Here is a 15033-nt window from a genome sequence, read left to right as displayed (position 1 = left end):
CGCGCCTCCCCCCCAACGAGATCGTCCGATACTACGGCGCCCCGACCCGCTCAGCGGGCCGATCGCGATGGCGCCGGCGGATCGGCGCGTTCCTCACCGTTGGCCGGACCGGTGCAGCCCGCGAGGCCGACGAGCTCCGCGCCCCACGCGGCGGCGCACAGGGCGCGGTCGAGCTCCTCCGTGTAGACGGCGGCGCCGAGCCAGGCACGGGCGAAGCGGCCGGTGTCGGCCGGAAGCAGCCGCCCGAAGGGGTCGCGGGGGCGGTCCGCGGCGGCGGCCTGGAGCTCGGCGAGGAGCTCACCGCCGGTGCCGAGACCGTGCCGGCGCAGCCGGGCGCCGTCGGCGTCCCGGCTCCCGGGGAAGGCGAGCACCCGGCGGCCACCGGCGGCGGCCTGGTGGACCCGGCGGCGCAGCAGATGCACCGGGGCCTCGTCGACGGCGGGCGCGCCCGGGACGGCCCGCGACTTCGGCGCGACGGGCAGGTCCGCCCGGCGGAGCCGGTCGAGTCCGAGATCGACACGCACGCCGGGGTCGGTGGGGTGGCTGACGGCCAGGAGCAGCGCGCGGGGGAGCGGGGCGGGCGTGAGCCGGGCGACGACGCGCAGTCGGGCGCCGCGGGCGGAGGCGAGCAGGCGGAGGTTCTCGCGATGGGGCAGAGCGGGATCGTCGTGGGCGGCGGCGAGCCGGAGCATCAGGCCACCGCAGTCGGCGACCAGGCACTCGCCCGCCGCCTCGGGGGCCGTGCCGATGAGCGTGACGTCGAGGAACAGCAGGTCTCGCTCACCCGTCAACGCCCGGGAGACCTGCTCGGCCGGCGGCACCGCCCACAGGCGGTCGAGGGGCTCGGCGTGCCACGCGACGCCGGACGCGCGCACCGCCCGTACACCCGCACCCGCGCCCAGGCGGCCCGTCGGCGAGACGGTCGCACCGGACACGGCGAGCCCGGCGCGGGAGAGTTCGCGGTGCGTCAGGGACGTGTCGCCGAGGCGCACGGCGCGTTCGGCCGCGCCCGTGGCCCGGGAGGCGCCGCCCGGGGCGACGTCGGCGACCGTGTAGAGCCGGCCCGCTCCGTCGGCGGTCCAGGTGATGGCCCCCGCGTATCCGGTCGCCGTGAGGACGGGCTCGGCGAAGAGTCCGTACAGGCGCAGAGAGCCGTCCGGCGTGTACGGCTGCCGTACGGTGCCGCGCAGCTCGGCGAGTTCCGGGCCGGTCGCGGCGGGCAGGCGGTGGGCGAGGAGCAGGACGTCGCGGAGGGCGGCGACGAGGTCGGCGAGGCGGTAGGCGGGGTCGGCGCCACGGGCCGCGCGCAACGCCGTGACCACCGCGACCGCGCGACTCGCCGCCCGGGGGAGCCCCGCGAGCCGCGCCGTGTGCGCGGAGCGCAGCAGCTCGGCCTGGAGCACGGCTCCAGCCCCGTCGGCGCCGGCCTCCAGCACCTCGGCCGCGGCCTCGTGCAGGGCTACCGCGGCGGCGCGCTGTTCGGGGGTGGCCGTGTCGGCGGGCAGGGCCGGGGCAGATATCGGGGTGGGCGCCGCGGCCGGTGCGGTGGGGGACGGCTGAGGTGACCCGGGTGATTGCGTCCCGTCTCGATCCGGGATGGCGGTGCCGGAGCGGGTGCGGGTGCCGGTGCCGGTGCGGATGGGATGGGGGCTGGGAACGGCGGTCGCTGGTAGGGCGGTTGAGTCCGGAGGTGGCGGTGTCGTGCTCGCCGGCTCCGTGGGGTCCGCGACCGGGGCGGCCGATGCCGCGGCGGCACGGTGCAGGCAGTCGGGCGCCAGCAGACACCCGCAGCGGATCGCTTCGGCGCTGGTCACCACCCCGTCGGAAGTGTGCAGTTCGAGGCCGGTGTCGTCGTCCACGGCGATACGCACCACGTCGCCCTCCCGGACCGTCGGCCGTCCCGCCACCTTGGCGACGCCGGCGTCCAGCCGCTTGCGGAGGCGGGGCGTCAGCGCCGCGACCAGCTCGGCGGTCACCGACGGCGCGACCGGCGGAAGCTGCGGGTTCATGCGATCTTCTCTCCTACCCAGCGGGCGAGTTCGAGCGGACTGAGGGCGGCGACCGGCATGCCCGCCGTGACGAGTTGGCCCGCCACCCCGGTGGAGTACCGGGGGCGGCCGGTGTCGTCGAGGCTCGCGCAGCCAAGGACGTGGCAGCCGGCCTCGACCAGGGCGCGGACCTCGGCGAGCAGTCCGCCCAGCGGGTAGCCCTCCTCGAAGTCGCTGACGACCACCACGAGGGTGCGGGACGGCACGGTGACGAGCTCGCGGGCGTGCCGCAGTCCCGCGGCGATGTGGGTGCCGCCGCCCACGCTGACCTCGAGCAGCAGGGACAGCGGGTCGCGGACGTGGTCGGTCAGGTCGATGACCTCGGTGGAGAAGGCGAGGAAGTGCGTGGACAGGGTGGGTGCTCCGGCCAACACCGAGGCGGTGAGGGCGGCCCAGACCGTGGACGGCTCCATGGAACCCGACACATCGGTCACCAGGATCAGCCGCCAGTCGGCCGCCCGTCTGGCCCGCGCACGGAAGACGGGGCGCTCCGGGACGACCTGGACCGTGCCGTCCGGGCCGCGGTGCGCGGAGGCCAGGTTGGCCCGCAGGGTGCGCGGCAGGTCCAGGCCGCCGCCCGGCCGACGGCTGGGGCGTGGCAGGACCGCGCCGTGCAGCGCGGGGCGCAGCCGCGTGGCCAGCTCCCGGGTCAGCGCCTCGACCAGACGCCGCACGAGCGGCCGGAGCGTGGCCAGGCGGGCCTCGGGCAGGCCGCCCGCGTGCCGGAGCACGGTGTGCAGCAGATCGACGGAGGGCCGCACGCTGTCCGGGTCGAGCTCGGCCAGCACGTCCGGCCGGCCCGTCGCTGCCGCTGCCGCCAGGACCTCCTCCCGGATGCCCGGCCCGAACAGCGCCGCCAGCTCCTCGGACCACTCCCGCACACCCGGATAGGGGGTCTCCCGGCCGCCACCGCCGCCGGGCCCGGACAGGTCGCCCCGGCTGCCCTCGCCCCGCCCGCTGCCGTACAGCTCGTCCAACGCGGTGGCCGGTGCGGCGGCCGACGGGGGCAGTCGGTCGCCGCACCGGCCGAGCACGAGCCGCCAGCGGTCGGCGGGGGCCAGGCGGTGTTCCCCGGTGCCGACGGGTGGCGCGTCCGTGTCCCTGTCCCTGTTCCCGTCCGTGTCCCTGCCCCTGTCCGTGCCAGGGGGTGGGGCCGGGTGCGTGGTGGTGGACTCGGGTGCACCGGTCTCGCCGGCCGGGGGCTCGGGGAGCAGACCGAGCTCGCCGAGAGCGGCTCGTGCCGTGAGGTCCGCACGGGTCCACAGAGCGAGGGCGGCGGGGTCCAGGCCGTTCGTGTCGGCCGGCCGGCCGACGGCGAGACGTTCCTCGACGGTGGAGAGGAGACGGGCGCGGGCGGCCGGGCTGAGCGTGTCGAAGCCACCGCGCAGGGCGGGCAGCCGGTCCAGGAAGTCCCGGTCGGTCAGTTCGCAGACGCGGTCGAGCAGAGGCTCCAGCGCGGGGGGCGCCGACTCCAGCAGCGGGCCGGCGGCCGTCAGCAGCCCGGTCAGCCGGGCGGTGAGGGCGGACCGGGACGCACGGTCGCTCGCCGTGTCGACCCAGGAGGCGACACGGCCGCCGAAGACCTGCGGGTCCTCGTGTCCGAGGAGCACACGGACGGCTCCGGCGGCGCCGCGCATCAGGGGTGAGCCGTCGTGTGCCAGGCGGGCCAGGGCGTCGGTCAGGCGGAGGCCGCCGAGGGCGTCCGCCCGGTGGGCCAGCTCCAGCAGGGCGTGCGCGTCCGCCGGGTCCTCGGCCCCGGTGAGACCGTCCACCTGGCGGACCGCAGCGGAGGTGAGCAGTTCGGCCACGGCGGCGGCCCGGACGGCACGGTCCTCGTCGGCGCCGAGTCCCGGGACGTGCCCCGCCCGGAACCGGTCCAGCAGGTCCAGACCGGTGAGGAGTTCGGGCAGCGCGGCGGCACCCGGCAGCACCTCGGCCGCCTCCGCGAGCCGTGCGTCCGTCAACTCCGGCAGGCCGCACTCCGCCGCCCGCCGGAGTCCCTCCAGTGTCTGCCCGGCCGTGGGTCCGCCCGCGTCCCGCTCCGCCCGCCACCGCTCGCGCAGAATGCCCTCGGCGGCCTGGGCGGGGGTGACACCGCGTACGCCGGCCGCGGACAGCATGGCGTCCGTCGCCGGTGTCCAGCGCACCTCCCACCGCGTCGTCAGCGCCACCGCGCCACCCGCGCCGGCGACCTCCTTCGACTCCGCGTACGGCACACCGCACACCGACAGCCGGCGCAGCAGCAGGTCGCGCTCGCGGTCGAGGTCGGACCGCAGGGGATCCAGCCGCAGATCCCGGGCGGCCGCACTCGATCCGGCCGCACCCGACTCGGCCGCACCTGACTCGGCCGTCCCCGGGCCGGGCAGCCCCAGTGCCGAAAGCTCGGCCTCGACCGCCGGAGCGAGACCGCTGCGCGGCGCGCCCGGGGCGGGACGGCCGCCGCGCGTGCCGACGAGCACCTGTTCCATCGCCCGGGCGACGGCCCGTCCCCTGCCGTACGGCTCGCCCTGCGCGAGCACCGTCTGCACCGCTTCGACCAGCTCTCCCCGGCCCGCCGCGGGCAGGCCCCGCAGCCGTGCCAGGTCCGAGGCGAACCGCACGATCTCGCGCGCGTCGGGGGGCCCGGAGGGATGCCCGAGGGCACGCAGTCGCGCACACACCCGTACGGCCGCGCTCGTCAGCGCCTCGTCCAACGCGACCGGGTCACCGGCCGCCCGCAGCACCAGGTGCTGCCACTCGGGATCCCGGATGCCCGCGGGGTAGCCGGACCGCTCGTCGAGGAGGGCGTACGTGTACGGGATCAAGGACGTGATCCAACCGGATCGCCCGGCAGAGCCGGGGCGGTCGGTCGGGGCAGGCACGGGGGCTGGGGGACCAGGAGGCTCTGCGTGGTCGGGAGGCTCTGCGTGGTCGGGCCGGTGGGTGTGGTCCGGGTGGTTGGTGGGGGCGGGGCGACCGGTTGGGGCAGGTCGGTCAGCAGAGCCGGGGCCGTCGGTGGGGCCGGCTGGGCGGTGGGGAGGATCGGCGGGATCGATGACGCGGTCGGGCCGGCCGGTCGCGCGGTCGGGTCGGTCAGCAGTGTGGTCGTGGCGCTCGGTCGGGACGCGGCGGTCGGCCGGGTGGGCGGGTCGGTCGGACGGCTCTCGACGGTCGTTCGGCGGTCCGGGGCGGTCCGGCTCGTCTCCGGTCGGCGCAGCCGGGGACACCAGCGCCGGGGCGTGGAACGCACCGACGACCATGGCGGTCCGCCCACCGTCCACGGTGGCGGCGGCCAGGCGTGCGCGCATCCACCGCTCCCGCCGCAGATCCAGTTCGGACACGGCCTGGGAGGCGACGGCCTGCTCGCGCAGCGCCCATCCGGTGAGGAGGGCGGCACGGCGCAGCGCCTCGGGCGAAGACCCCGGCGCCGTGGCCTCGACGAGACGGTCCCAGAGGTCCTCGCCGGGGCGACCGGTGAGCCGGGACCGGAGGGCGGTGGTGAGCCCGGAACGGTCGGATTCGGGTGCCACGGCGGTACGCGCGCTGGATGCGGTGGGCGCACCGGCGTGCCCACCGTCACGCCACGCCCGGTCGGCCAACGGCAGGTCGCAGGCGATGACCTGGACTCCGTGCCGGGCGGCCCAGCGCACCGCGGCGAGCTCGGGGGAGAAGTCGGCGAAAGGGTAGAAGGCCGGCCCCCCGCCCACCTCGGCGGACGCGGCGGCCAGGGCGACCGGCGCCCTGGTCTCCTCGTGGCCCAGCCAGGGCAACCACTCCTGCATCTCGGCGGGAAGCTCCACCAGCAGGACGTCCGGAGCGGCCCCGTCCAGCAGCGCCGGCACGGCCGCGGCCAGGGCCGGCGAGTGATGCCGTACGCCGATGAGAAACGGCGTCGCGGGGTCCGTGAGCGCGGCGACCGCTTCGTCGGGCGAGAGGAGCGAGAGGAGAGAGGGTGGCGACGGCGAAGGGGAGAGGGAAGGGGAAGATGCCACGGGCGTCAGCCCTCCAGGACCGTGCGCAGGTCCCACAGGGTGCGCCAGGTGGCCGAACCCTGCTCCGCGCGACGCCGGACCGGGCCGTCCCAGTAACCGCGCAGCCGCGCCGCGTCGGCGGGGTCGTCCTTGCGGACCACGCCGAGGAGGTGCCCGGGAAGCAGCCCCAGCACGTCGCGGTCGCCCGGGAAATAAGCGGCGGCCAACCCGAGCGCGCCCGCGACGGACACCGCCTCCGCGGTACTCATCACGGTGGACGGCCGTTCGACCTCCCAGCCCTCCGCCGACCGGCCCTCGCGCAGGTCCCGGAACGCGATGACGAGAGCCTCCAGGACGGCCTCGTCAACCCGGAACGGCGCTCCGGCCCGTTCGACGGAGGCTCGTGCCTGGCTGCGGACCAGCGCCGTCTCGGCGCCGAGGTCCGGGATGGGGCCGACCGTCTCGAAGTTGAAGCGGCGCTTGAGCGCGGCGGACATCTCGGAGACGCCCTTGTCGCGCAGGTTCGCGGTGGCGATCAGGGTGAAACCGGGCGCGGCGTGTGCCAGGGCGTCTTCGGTGCCCGACAGTTCGGGGACGGCGATGCGGCGCTCGGAGAGCAGGGAGACCAGGGCGTCCTGCACCTCCGGCAGACAACGGGTCACCTCCTCGACCCGGGCGACGCCTCCCTGGGTCATCGCGGTCAGGACCGGGGAGGGCACGAGCGCCTTCCGGCTGGGCCCCTGGGCCAGCAGCAGCGCGTAGTTCCAGCCGTACTTGAGCTGGTCCTCGGTCGTGCCGGCCGTGCCCTGGACGACCAGGCCACTGGTGCCGCACACGGCGGCGGACAGCAGCTCGGACAGCATGGACTTGGCGGTGCCGGGCTCGCCGACGAGCAGCAGGCCGCGTTCGCCGGCGAGGGTGACGACGCACCGCTCGACCAGCGCCCGGTCGCCGACGAACTTGCCCGTCACCACCAGCCGGCGCGGCACGCCCTCGGGCGCCTCGGCGTCCTCGGGCAGTCGCAGGGCCCGGCCGTCGCTGCCCATGACGAAGGTGACGACGGCCCGGGGTGTGAGCCGCCAGGCGGGCGGGCGCGGTCCGTCGTCGTAGGCGGCGAGGAAGGCGAGTTCGGCGGCGTACCGGTCCTCGGGTGGCACGATCTGGCGGGTGGCGTCGGGGGAGAGAGTGGTGGTCATCGGCGGGACTTCCGGTGGGCAGGGGCAGGGGTCAGGGATTGGCCGGCGCAGAGCGCTCGGGCACGGTTCGGGGTGGCTCGCGGGGCGTGCACGGGCAAGAGCCGGGCGGTGCGTCGCGCCGCCGGGAGAGCGGGCAAGAGTCCGGCGGTGCGTCGCGCGGCCGGGAGAGCGGGCGGGCGTCATCGTGCGGCCCACCCCGCGGGGTCGGCGGCGGGCGCGACGGGCGGGTCCCTGTCGGCGCGTCTGCCGGGGTGCGTGGCGGACCCGGGCCGTGGTTGCGGGGCCGGTGCGCTCCGACCGGCGCGGCACCTTCGGGGTGGAACGACGCGCGGGCGCCACCCGCGCCCGGCCCCTCATCCGCCGCGGAGGGAGGGCACCCCCGAGGTCCCTCGGCGCCCCACCCTCCAGGAACCGCGGGGGCTTCGTCGGCGGTCATCCGCGGCGCCCCCTTCGCGTGACGCGGGTGGTGAGCTCCTCGTAGGCGGGCGCGTCTCCCGCGCGCCCGCGGTCCCAGGCACGGGCGAACAGCTCGGGTACCGGGAGCAGCGGAACGGCGCGGACGCTTTCCCGGACGGGATAGAGACTCTCCTTCCATGTCTCCAAGGGGAGCGCGGGCGTCTTGAGGTCGCGCCAACCGCAGGGGAGGAAGAGGGAGCGGCCGGCCCGGGGCCGTTTGGCCTCGACGACCAGGTCCGTCGCGGCGAGTTCGGCCCGGGCCTTCTTCAGCCGGGCGGGCTTCCAACCGGTCCAACGGGCGCAGTTGCGGTCCGTCGGGTCGGGCAGGGCGAGCAACTGCAGATACAGCGTCGCCGCGTCCTCACCCAGGCCGTAGGTCTCGGCCACCTCGGTGACGAGTGCCGGCACGCTCACCGCGGGGTTCTGCGCGTATCCGGCGGATCCTTCCGGATCGCGGCCGGCTGCGAGGGTCCGGGCCAGTGCGTCGCCGAGCACCTCCCGCACCGCGCGCAGGCCCGCCCCGTTCGTGGCGCCCACCAGCCCTTCGAGCAGCCCGAACACGGCATCGTCCGGACCGGTGAGGCCGGCCGGGCGGACCAGCACGGTCTCCTTGTCGCCGTACCAGGGATGCAGTACCAGCGCCTCACCGACCCGGATCATGCCGTCCGCGTCGGCACCGCCCGTGGCGGGCAGTCCGTAAGCCTTGCGCAGCTCGGTTGCCGTGGTTTCGCCCTTCTCCGTGGACTCGACGTCCAGGTGGAGCAGCAGCGCCGGGTCGGCGATGCGGTGGCGCAGCGCGGCCAGGCCCTCCGGCAGGGCCGCGCGCAGGGGGTGACCGTAGGGCAGCGCGTAGGCCAGTGAGGTCAGCGCCGCTACCGCGCTGGTCAGCATGTGGCGTCCGGGGACCGCGGCGGGGTCCTCCGCGACCAGCCGGCCGTCCTTGTCGAGCCGCTGGACCGTGGTGCGGCTGAGCCACGCCGTGCGGGGCGGGTTGAGGACGTCATCGGCCGAGCCGGCCGGCAGGCCGTCGAGAGCGGGGGCCAGATCCTCGGGCACGCGGACCAGGGAACCGAGGCGTTCGGCCCACACCCGTCCCGCGGCGTCCGTGTCGGGCCCCGCGGTCCACAACTCGGCGGGCTCGTCGGGCAGCAGGGCACCGATGAGTGACTCCCGGTCCGTGGCGAGGAGCGAGTTCAGCATGCCGTTGCCGACGTCCAGCCGACGTGGTTTCAGGCCGATCACGGCGAGCGCGTCGGTGTCGAGCCGCCGCGGCTGCCCCGCCAGGAGCACCGTGGCCTGGAGCGGGCCCAGACCGGTGCACGTGGCTGCGGCGAGCGCGCCCGGTGCCCCGGGCTGCCAGGGCGCGGGCCCCTTGTCCCGGATCAGCCGGGCGACGGCGGCGAGCTGGTCGGGCGGGAACGCCGAGGTGTACCGGGTCTCCTTCTCCAGGGCGAAACGGGCGACGGCCCCGAACGCGCCCGTCGGATCGTGATCGACGGCGAGCCAGTTGACACGGTCGTGGGCGTAGTCGATGCGCTGGCAGCCGAGGACGACCACGGTCCGGCCGTCCCGCCGCAGCACCTGGCCCGCGCGCTGCTGCTTGTCGTGCGGCTCACTCAGCACGATCTCCCGCAGAGTGCTCCCGGGAGCGGCGAGCGGCCCTTCGGTGAGAGCTTCGAACAGGAGAAGCAGCGCCTCGCGTTGGTCCTCCGCCGTGGTCGGCGCGGTGGCCCGGTAGGCCAGCGGCCGCAGCACGGCCAGGAGCGACGGCCACACCATGCCGATGCCGGGGACGGTGTGCTCGTCGCTGTGCCAACCGTCGCCGAGGGCGGTGAGGCGGGCGCGGTCCGGCAACTGCTTGCCCTCGGCGGGTTTTCCGGACAGCACGTGGTTCACGGCCCGGATCTGCCGCAGCGCGGTCCACTGGCTGGTGCCGCCCCACGATCCCCACATGCGGGCCAGACCGTCGGTGGCCGTGCGCAAGGTGTGGTCGTCGCCGTGCTCGGGGCGGTAGTCCGCGAACATGCCCTCGGTCCGGTTCCGGTCCGGCTTCGGCTGCTCGACGGGGGGCGTCACGAACCTGGTGACCGTGTCGGCGATCTGCAGGGTCGTGCGGACCAGCGCCGCCACGCCGGACAGGAGCCGCTCGTCGGTGAGCCCGGGAAGCGACCGGCACACAGCCTGCCGTACGACCTCCTCAGCGGACGGCACGGCGGACTCGCCGTCAGCGGCCATCCCACCGGGGCCGCCGGTCACCCCACCGGGACCGCCGATCACTCCGCCGGGACCTGCGGTTGTACCGCCGGGACCACCGGTCGCTCCGCCGGCCGTTCCGGAGCGAACCGTCGCGCCGGGTGCGCTTCCGCCCGTACCGGGGCCACGGCCACCGGCTGCTCCGGCGCCGGTGTCGGGACCACTGGCGGCCCCGTCCGCGCCGCCGGCGGCGGCCACCCGGGCCCGCCGCTCCGCCAATGCCTGCGCCGCCGCGCGCAGCACCTCGGCCGCCCGCTCGTCGGTGAGGGCGCGCAGCACGGCCGACGCGCGCTCGTCACGGGGACGCAGGGCGTGCCAGAAGGCGAGCGGCGGTATGAGCCGGGTGCCCGCGGCGAACTCCCCGCCCCGCTCGTTCGGTGTCACCCGCCCGAGCACGCCCGAGTCGCCGCCGTCGTCCCCCGAGAACAGGGCGATCCGGCGCTGCGCCCGGGCCACGACCGGTTCGGCGCCCCCGGGCAGCCGCAGCGCACCCAGCGGGACGGTGCGCTCCCCGTGCCGGGGTGACCGGAGCGTCACGGTGCGGCCGTCGGGCGTCCCTGCGGTCGTGCGGATCTCACCGGACTCGTCCTCGGCGCGCACCCAGCGGCCGAGTACCGCGCCGTCCGTACCGAACGGGCTCTGCTCCAACCCCGGCTGCACGGGCAGCACCTCGCACCACTCCTGCAGCAGCGTCGCGTCGTCGCGGATGCCGGACCGAAGAAGAGCGGGCAGGGAGGCGCGCCCGTGGGCGCCGGTCGTAGGGTCGTACTCCAGCCACACGTGCTGCCGGCCCTGCCTGCCCTGCCGCCAGTGCATGGTGCCGTCCGCGATGACGGCACGGCTCGCGGGCAGGACGGTGTCGCCGGCGTGCAGGGCGCGGCCGCCGGTGGCCCGGCCCCCGCCCTGCAGCGGGATGGACGGGGCACCCGCGTTGTCGTAGTGCCACCGGTGGGCGATCTGCTCACCGGTGAGCGTGACCACCTCGGACGGCCGGGTGGACCAGTAGCCGCGCTGTTTGCCCTCGTGCCACCACGCCACCAGCAGTTCCCCGTCGGTGTAGCGGAACTGCGGGCGCTGCCAGCGGTCCAGGTCGGCCGGCAGCCGAAGGTCGTGTTCGAGCAGTACCTCGTCCGGGCCGACGACGACCGCCTTGCCCCGTCGGCTCAGGATCAGGCACGGCCATGCCTCGTTGACGACCAGTGTGTTGTCGCGGTCCTTCCGCGTCCCGGCGTCGAGCAGGCAGACGGCCTCGTCGAGCGCGGGCCAGCCCAACTCGTCGAAGATGCCGGCCCGCAGGGTACGCCCGAGCAGCGGACCCGTCTCGTACGCGGCGGCACGGGCGACGGCCGCGGGGTTGACCCGGGGGGCCACCGACCGGAAGGGGCCCAGCCGGTGCAGTGCCTCGCGGGCCCCGGGCAGGCCCACCGCGCCGGCGAGTTCGTCGACCGCGCCGTCCAGCCACTCGCGCAGGACGTCGCCGAGCACGTGGTGCTCGGAGAGGTGCTCCAGTATCCCGGCAGCCTGCCGGTCGCGGCCCACGGCACCGACGGCCCGCAGCAACAGGGGGCGCAGCCGCGGGTCCGCCGCCACGGCGGCCAGATCACGCCGTTCGGGGCGGGTGTCACGCACCCAGCGGTCCAGCCCGAGGTGGACCTCGGTGCTCGCGTCGGGCAGGGCGAGGGGGATGTCCTGCGCCGCGCAGAGGTCCAGCAGACTGATGTCCGCGCCCGTGTGCCGGCGGCCCGCGAACAGGTCTACGGCCCGCCCGCCGGCGCGCAGCCGGGGCGCCATCCGTGCGACGAGGTCGAGGGTGGCCGGGGACGCGTCGCACACGGCGGCGCCGTGCTTGCGGTGGGCGGCCCAGCGGCTGAGCCAGTCCGCCGCGTCGACACCGTCCATCGTCTCACCGGGTCCGTCAGGCCCGACGACCCCGTCAGCCCCATCAGCACCGTGGTTCTCGCCGGTCAGCAGCCGGTCGGCGCCGCACTCGGCCAGGAGTGCCAGCCAGAACTCGTCGCTCTCGCTGCCGCGGTCCAGCCCGGCCGGCATGATCTCCAGCATCCGGGCCCGTACGGCCGGCCGCTGTTCGGCGAGGACGGGCAGGATGGCCCGATAGGCGGTCCAGAAGGAGGCGGGGGCCCGCACGGCGGCGGGCGAGGCGACCAGATCGGCGACGAGGTCGCACTCCGCATCAACCCGGGAGAGCCCGGCTGCCTTGATCAGCACGCGTGCGTCCTGCGGCAGCGACGCGTACGGCGGCATACCGGCCGCGCAGCGCTCCACCGTCAGCTGCCGGAACTGGTCCCACGCCTTTGTGGCGTCGAGCCGGCCGGCGAGATCCTTCACATGCTGCTTGAGCGCCTTGACCGTCAGCGCCCCGGCGAAGGCGAACTCCAGGAAGACGGCGCGCTGCCGATCCTCGTCGACGGTGAGCGCGTGCACCCGCTCGGCGTCGCGGGCCTTGCCGAAGAACGCGGCGGCATAGGTCGTGTTGTCGTACTGGAGGAAGACGCGTGCCGCCTGCTCGTAGAAGGTGGGCAGGAAGTGCGGCACCGCCCGGCCGAGCCGTTCGCCGAGCTCCTCGAAGCCCTCCTTCGCCGTACCGGGCCGGGACTTGGCCAGTCGGGCGAGCCGCTCGACGTCCTTGACCAGGGCCAGCGCGTGATGCCCGTTGGCCGGGTCGTTGACCAGCGCCCAGGCGGGGAAGCCGAGGGCCTCCCGCCGGATCTGCCCGACCTCGGGCGTCCGCGTCTCCCGCACGAGTCCGAGGAAGTCCAGGGCGAGGTCCTCGGCCTCGCCGAGGGTGCCCGGCACGAGCCGGACGACACTGCGGGCGCCCAGCGCGGCATGGGTGTAGGTACGGACGGTGAGGGTGTCGGCGTCCTCCCGGGCGGTGCTGCCCGGCGGCAGGACCGCGCCGGCGTCGAGCAGGGCGGCGGCGGTGGCGTCGTCGTAGGCGGTGGCCTCGAGAACGGCGGACGTGGCGTCGCGAACGACGGACGTGGCGTCGTCGTGGGCGGTCGTCCCGCCCGGCGCGACGTTCGGGTCGGTCGTGGTGGTGCCGTTCACGGTGTTCACGCCGCCCGCTCCTCGTCCTCGATGTCGCGTCCGGCGTACAGCGCGGCCGCCATGCGCATGCCCTCCGACCAGGCCACCGGTCCGATCCGGCCGAGCTTCAGCACGCGTCCCGCGGCGTCGGTCCACATCAGCGGACCGGTCTCCGTCTCCTCGTAGCCGTCGTAGTCGCCGACCCAGACGCGGGCCTCGACGCTCCGGCCGTCCTCCCGTACGGAGCAGACGGCGTAGCCGCCGCGCACGCGGTGGCCGAGCTGGGTGACCCGGCCGTGCAGGAAACGCAGCTCCTTGAAGACGCCGCCCGCGTACTCCTCGACCGAGGTGTCCTCGGTGTCGAGCGTGGCGGGACGGTGCCACACCTCGCGGAAGAGCTGATGGGCGCGCTGCTCGACGCCGAGCTCGACGGCGAACTCGCGCAGTTCCTCCAGGTCTTCGAGAAGTACGGGATGCGGGAGGCGGACGAGGTCGGGGGCGATGCGCACGGTGTCCCCGTCGAGGTCGACGAGGCCGAGCCCGCGCTCGGGATCGGCGTCCCGCAGGAATCCCGCGATCTCGCCGTCGGCGCCGGTGACCACGAGGTCGCGCAGGGCGGACTGCCAGGCCGGGTCGGGCCACACTCGCGTGAGGACGGCGATGGGGACGGGCAGCGACCGCACCATCCACCGCTCCACATCGGTCAGGCACTGGCGGTCGTGCCGCTCCAGCCACTCGACGAGCTGCCGCAGCCCCACCACGGCGGGGTCGTCCGCGAGCTTGGCCGGCACCGACTTCAGCCGTCGCCCGGACGCGTTGCGGCAGACCACCTTCCCGTCGTCCAGGGCGACCTCGTAGTCCCCGGCCGTCACCCACCCCATCCGTGCCTCCCCGCACCGCAGTGATCAACTGCTGGGAACTGTAGGCCAGCCCACTGACAACGCCGCGAGTGTCAGCGCTGCCGCGGGCTCGGGGCCGGGGGCGGGACCCTCCCGTCAGGTGTCCAGGCGCACCGGCATCAGCAGCGAGAAGGCATCCTCGTCGTCCGTCCGGCGGACCGCGAGGGGCGCCGTGGGGGCGCCGAACTCGAGGATCAGCCGGTCCCGGGCCCCGGCGGCGAGCGCGTCCAGCAGGAACCCGCGGTCGAGGGCGACGTTGTCCGGGGCGTCGTCACCGTCCTCGCAGACGGTCACCGTGCCGTCGTCGGCCACCCTGAGCACACTGAGGTCGTGCGACGCACCGCCCTGCTCGCGCGCCTCGCCCGCGCGGACGGGCCCCGTCTCCAACGCCTTGCGGAAGGCCGGCACATCGACGAGGACGCGCCGCCCGGACGGCAGGTGGACGAGCCGGCGGTAGTCGGGGAAGTCGTATGCCAGGCACTGCCCGGCCGCCTGACGGTCCCCGGTCTCCAGCGTGACGCGGTCACCGTCCACGGTGAAGCGGACGGGCTCGTCACCGCTCAGCAGCGCTCGCATCGCGTCGGCGAGCGGGGCGGGCACGACGACCTGCACGCGCGGCCCGCCGTGTCCGGTGGTACCGACGCGCGCGACGGCCAGCCGGTAACGGTCGGTGGCCACGACGCGAAGCACGTCGTCCTCCACGTCGAACAGGACTCCGCCCAGTACCGGCAGTTCGGGATCGGCACCTGCCGCGAAACGGACCGCGTCCAACGCGGCGGCCAGTTCGGCCGCGGGGACGGACAGCCGGACGGTGACGGTACCGGACGAAGTGGACATGGGGTTCTCCCTGTGGTCGAGTAGCGCTCGGAGTGTGGAGAACTCGCTGCGGGCATCGGCCAGCCCCAGTTCGAGACGGCGCAGGTGTGCCTGGAGAAGCCCCCGCACCAGGTCCGAATCCGCGCTGGACCAGCCGGCCAGCACCAGCCGGACGTCCGCCAGTGGCATGCCGGCCCGCCGCAGCCGGGCCAGCAACCGGGCCTCGTCGAGCTGCTCGGGGGCGTACCAGCGGTAGCCACTCACCGGATCCACCCGGGCAGGGACCAGCACACCGGCACGGTCGTAGAACCGCAGGGCGCTCACGCCCAGTCCGCTGTCGCGGGCCATCTCCCCAATGCTGCGCATC

At 75.6% G+C, this 15033-nt stretch carries 6 protein-coding genes; all 6 read right to left on the bottom strand.

The annotated features are described in order from the left end of the window. Nucleotides 1-50: 50 nt before the first annotated feature. A complete protein-coding gene (locus RM812_RS11680; RefSeq protein ID WP_311572395.1) occupies nucleotides 51-2009 on the bottom strand; it encodes an SWIM zinc finger family protein in 1959 nt (652 codons plus the stop codon). Next, nucleotides 2006-6019, bottom strand: a complete 4014-nt coding sequence (locus RM812_RS11675) for a vWA domain-containing protein (RefSeq protein ID WP_311572394.1) — start codon at nucleotides 6017-6019, stop codon at nucleotides 2006-2008. Before RM812_RS11675 ends, RM812_RS11680 begins: the two co-directional genes overlap by 4 nt. Before the next feature lie 5 nt (nucleotides 6020-6024). Then, on the bottom strand, nucleotides 6025-7194 hold the full coding sequence (locus RM812_RS11670; protein WP_311572393.1) for an ATP-binding protein: 1170 nt from the start codon (nucleotides 7192-7194) through the stop codon (nucleotides 6025-6027). A 432-nt stretch (nucleotides 7195-7626) separates the two neighbouring features. Beyond that, the gene (locus tag RM812_RS11665) at nucleotides 7627-12981 is read right to left on the bottom strand and encodes a hypothetical protein (protein ID WP_394816444.1); all 5355 of its coding nucleotides are present in this window, start codon (nucleotides 12979-12981) and stop codon (nucleotides 7627-7629) included. After that, the gene (locus RM812_RS11660) at nucleotides 12978-13832 is read right to left on the bottom strand and encodes a DUF4132 domain-containing protein (protein ID WP_311572392.1); all 855 of its coding nucleotides are present in this window, start codon (nucleotides 13830-13832) and stop codon (nucleotides 12978-12980) included. Before RM812_RS11660 ends, RM812_RS11665 begins: the two co-directional genes overlap by 4 nt. Nucleotides 13833-13946: 114 nt before the next feature. Then, the gene (locus RM812_RS11655; protein ID WP_311572391.1) at nucleotides 13947-15032 is read right to left on the bottom strand and encodes a DNA polymerase III subunit beta family protein; all 1086 of its coding nucleotides are present in this window, start codon (nucleotides 15030-15032) and stop codon (nucleotides 13947-13949) included. Nucleotide 15033 lies beyond the last annotated feature (1 nt).

The sequence above is a fragment of the Streptomyces lancefieldiae genome (assembly GCF_031845825.1).
GTDB lineage: Bacteria > Actinomycetota > Actinomycetes > Streptomycetales > Streptomycetaceae > Streptomyces > Streptomyces lancefieldiae.
The sequence above is the reverse complement of the archived record's forward strand: the minus strand, read 5'-3'. Positions and strand labels throughout refer to the sequence as shown.

Excerpts from the sequence above, each read along its gene's own strand:
- RM812_RS11680 (WP_311572395.1), bottom strand. The coding sequence starts at position 2,009 with ATGAACCCGCAGCTTCCGCCGGTCGCGCCGTCGGTGACCGCCGAGCTG.
- RM812_RS11660 (WP_311572392.1), bottom strand. The coding sequence starts at position 13,832 with ATGGGGTGGGTGACGGCCGGGGACTACGAGGTCGCCCTGGACGACGGG.
- RM812_RS11670 (WP_311572393.1), bottom strand. The coding sequence starts at position 7,194 with ATGACCACCACTCTCTCCCCCGACGCCACCCGCCAGATCGTGCCACCC.
- RM812_RS11655 (WP_311572391.1), bottom strand. The coding sequence starts at position 15,032 with ATGCGCAGCATTGGGGAGATGGCCCGCGACAGCGGACTGGGCGTGAGC.